Source organism: Novosphingobium aquae, from assembly GCF_037572715.1.
GTDB classification, from domain to species: Bacteria; Pseudomonadota; Alphaproteobacteria; order Sphingomonadales; family Sphingomonadaceae; genus Novosphingobium; species Novosphingobium aquae.
Genome location: NZ_JBBHJY010000019.1, coordinates 1 through 3022 on the forward strand (window position 1 = coordinate 1; position 3022 = coordinate 3022).

Below are 3022 nucleotides of genomic sequence, written 5' to 3' on the forward strand. Positions count from 1 at the left end.
CCGAATTCGATGGCGATGCGGGCAGCGTGATCCACGAATATGACCCGTTCAACCCCTGACCGCGGCAGACCGCGCCGCGCAGATGGGCTGGATCCCCATCAGGGATTCCAGCCATGGCGCATTTCTGCTATGGATGTCCTGCACATTGCGCTGCGGTGGTGGTGGAGAGCGCGTCCCTTATCCTTGGTTTCGAGGAGGACGCCATGCTGATCGGCTTTGCCCTGATCATCGTTGCAGTATTCCTGTGCTGCGCGCTTCTTTACCGCCTTTCGATCTTTGCCTTGCCGCTGTTCCTGGCCTTTCTCGCCGGTTCCGCCGCCTACCGAGGTGGCAGCGGCATTGTCGCTGCGCTTGCCGCCGCAGCCATTGCCGCGATCGTACTGCTCGCCGTCGCGCAACTGGCGCTGGCGTTCGCCCGGTCCGCCACGGCCCGGGCAGCAATCGGTATCGCCTTTGCTGCACCGGCAGCCTTTGCGGGGTATCACGTCGTCCACGGCATCGCAGCGGCGACCATGCCTGAAGGCCGGTGGCAGATCGTCGCCTCTTGTATCGGCGCTGCATTTGTTGCTGCGGCATCCTGGACACAGTGGAGCCGCGCTCGCTTGTAGCTTCGTCATTTTGTGGGGCCCCGTCCGGCAATTCCCGGGCAGGGCTGGCACGGTCAGTTCAGCCGTTACGGCGCGGGCGCTGTGATCTGGTGGCAGGCTCCGCCATTCTCGTTTCGGGTGTGGCGGGTCTGGGCAGGGGCCGGGGTCCAGCGCTATCAAGAATTCTCAGCCATTTGAAGCCGGGCCAAGCGAGCCGAATGCGCGGTTCAAGCTGAGATCCCAGCGAAGCGCATTATGGTTGCCGATTTCTGGAGCTGCGATGACGACCTGCAAGCGCACCGTATGACATTACTCTCCTGATCGGAGCCTGGTCTGGTAAGTCCGGGAAATGCCATGACACCCGGTCAAGTGTGACCCGGGCCCTTTGCCGCCTCTTCAATGGCTCTGGTTGTCAGGGGATGGCTTCGCCGCTTGATCCCTTGCTGCAACGCCGTCTGCGCCGACTTTCTTCCCCTGGGCATGTTCACCCCATGCTGGCCAAGCCGCATGGGGACCCCGACCTCGCCCCTTCCTCGCGAGACAAGAAAGCCGTCTGGCCTGCGTCCTCCACTAGCGTTCCGGCCGTTCCCCACCCCAAAAGCAATACGTTTTGGGGGCCCCGGGTCAGGTGCAGCGGGCACAAGCCCCTGCCTTCAACCAGCCATCGAGGCCGCGATGGGCGCGGGTTCGACCAACTTGAAGGAAATCATCATGGCCAATATCGGAACTTTCACCAAGACCGGCAACGAGTACAAGGGCGAGATCGTCACCATGTCGGTGCAGCAGAAGAACGTCCGCATCGTTCCTGAAAGCAGCGACAACGACAACGCACCATCGCACCGGGTCTTCGTCGGACGCGCGGAAATCGGAGCCGCCTGGACCAAGACCTCGAGCGATGGCCGCGAATACCTCTCGGTCAAGCTCGACGATCCCAGCTTCACTGCCCCGATCTTTGCCAACCTCTTCGACGACGAAGACGGCAAGAGCTACAACCTGATCTGGTCTCGCGCCCGCCGCACGAACGGCGAATGACCGGATGAGCCAGCCCCGCCCGGCACTGCCGGGCGGGGCTTCTCTATTGTTACTGACAGACGCTCTGGTCAGTTGGATCTGCCAATCGTGTTGATCGCGGAATTGCCGATGGCCTGGGCGGTCGCAGCGTGTCCCGTGATGTTCAAGCGAACCGAACTCGTTGTCATTGTCGCCGCTGCGATGCCGGTATTCGCGGCATAGGCCGAAATCGAGCCCGAGTTGACCTGCGCGTTCGAAACCAGCGTTGCCGGCATCACGCCGCCCGCATTGAGCGGCAGGGCCGAGTTTACCGCGCTGTTGCCATAGGCGGCTGCTTCGAGGCGGTGGCCTCCGCCATTGGCTGCGCTGCTCGCCTGATGCCCGTAGAGGGCGGGAAGGTAGTTCGTGCTAGTGGCCGACGCTGTGACCGCACCGGAGTTAGCCTGGCGGTTGCCCAGCACTGCTTGTCCGCTTGCCAGATTGAGAGCAACCTGCGCCATAGGTCCATTCGGAGCATTGAGCGGGGCCGCATCGAGGGACAACAGATTGCTCGCGGTGTTGCCGCGTGCCTCGGCGAGAATGGGGTTACCCCCGATCCTGGCCTGCGCGCCCGGCCCGCTCACACCGGCGCCTGCGAAAATGCCGGTCGCCCGGGCAGTGGTCGATGCACTGCTTTGCTGGTTGTTCTGCAGGCCTGCCGAGGCTTCGTTTCCTGCCGCGCTTGCCAGTGACAACGTGTTGAGCACGTCGTTGGCCTTGGCCGATGCCTGCGTGAGGTTTCCTGCAACCGTCAGAGACGAATTGCCCTGGCTCCCGTTTCCGCCGAGGAGAGTTTCGGTGACGGCATCGACCACGACAATGCCGCCGGCCAGCTGCTGGCTGGCAAGAACATGGTCGCCTGACACCGTGCCAGTCATGCCGGCGTCAACGCCAAACATGGCTGTGCCGCTCAACTTGCCGATGCTCGCCGCTTCAATGGCGACGACATTTTCAGCGGCATTGACGCCGCCGGTGGCGATGTTGGTGTTATGCGAGACTACGGCAGTGGATCCCGTCGCATTGGCCGGAATGGCAAGCACGACATGCGAAGAAGCCCAGGCATCGACATTGCCCGTCTGGACATTCGAAAGCGCTGAACCTGGCGCCGCTGCGCCCGCCATGCCAATGCGCGCGCCGCTGAGTGCAACGCGGTTCGACGCGCCATTGCCAAGCACTGAGACCGCAGAACTGTTGCCAGTGATCTCGAGTGAGGACCGGTCGATCGGGCCGCCCGAAGAAATCACATATTTTGCTTCGCCGAAAGCCGTGATGCGGCCGGGATCCTCAGCGGTGTCCGAGGCATGCTGGCCATTGGCAAGCGCGAAGTCTGCCGCGGCGCCGATTCCGCCTGAAATCGCCCCGGCTTCAGAGCTGCTGTGCCCGCT

The 3022-nt window shown here is 63.0% G+C and carries 2 protein-coding genes and 1 pseudogene; 2 read left to right on the top strand and 1 reads right to left on the bottom strand.

Going from position 1 to position 3022, the window contains the following annotated elements; all coding sequences use genetic code 11:
- Positions 1 to 113: 113 nt before the first annotated feature.
- Positions 114 to 608: a hypothetical protein gene (locus WG900_RS20005; protein WP_339970123.1), complete on the top strand. Its 495-nt coding sequence runs from the start codon at positions 114 to 116 to the stop codon at positions 606 to 608.
- 690 nt (positions 609 to 1298) lie between these two features.
- Positions 1299 to 1619: a DUF736 domain-containing protein gene (locus WG900_RS20010; RefSeq protein WP_339970125.1), complete on the top strand. Its 321-nt coding sequence runs from the start codon at positions 1299 to 1301 to the stop codon at positions 1617 to 1619.
- Positions 1620 to 1687: 68 nt separating this feature from the next.
- Here WG900_RS20010 and WG900_RS20015 read toward each other — a convergent pair.
- A pseudogene (locus WG900_RS20015) lies at positions 1688 to 3022 on the bottom strand (hypothetical protein); the annotation flags it as partial.

Coding starts and splice junctions, on each gene's coding strand:
- WG900_RS20005 (WP_339970123.1), top strand. CDS start 114: ATGGCGCATTTCTGCTATGGATGTCCTGCACATTGCGCTGCGGTGGTG.
- WG900_RS20010 (WP_339970125.1), top strand. CDS start 1,299: ATGGCCAATATCGGAACTTTCACCAAGACCGGCAACGAGTACAAGGGC.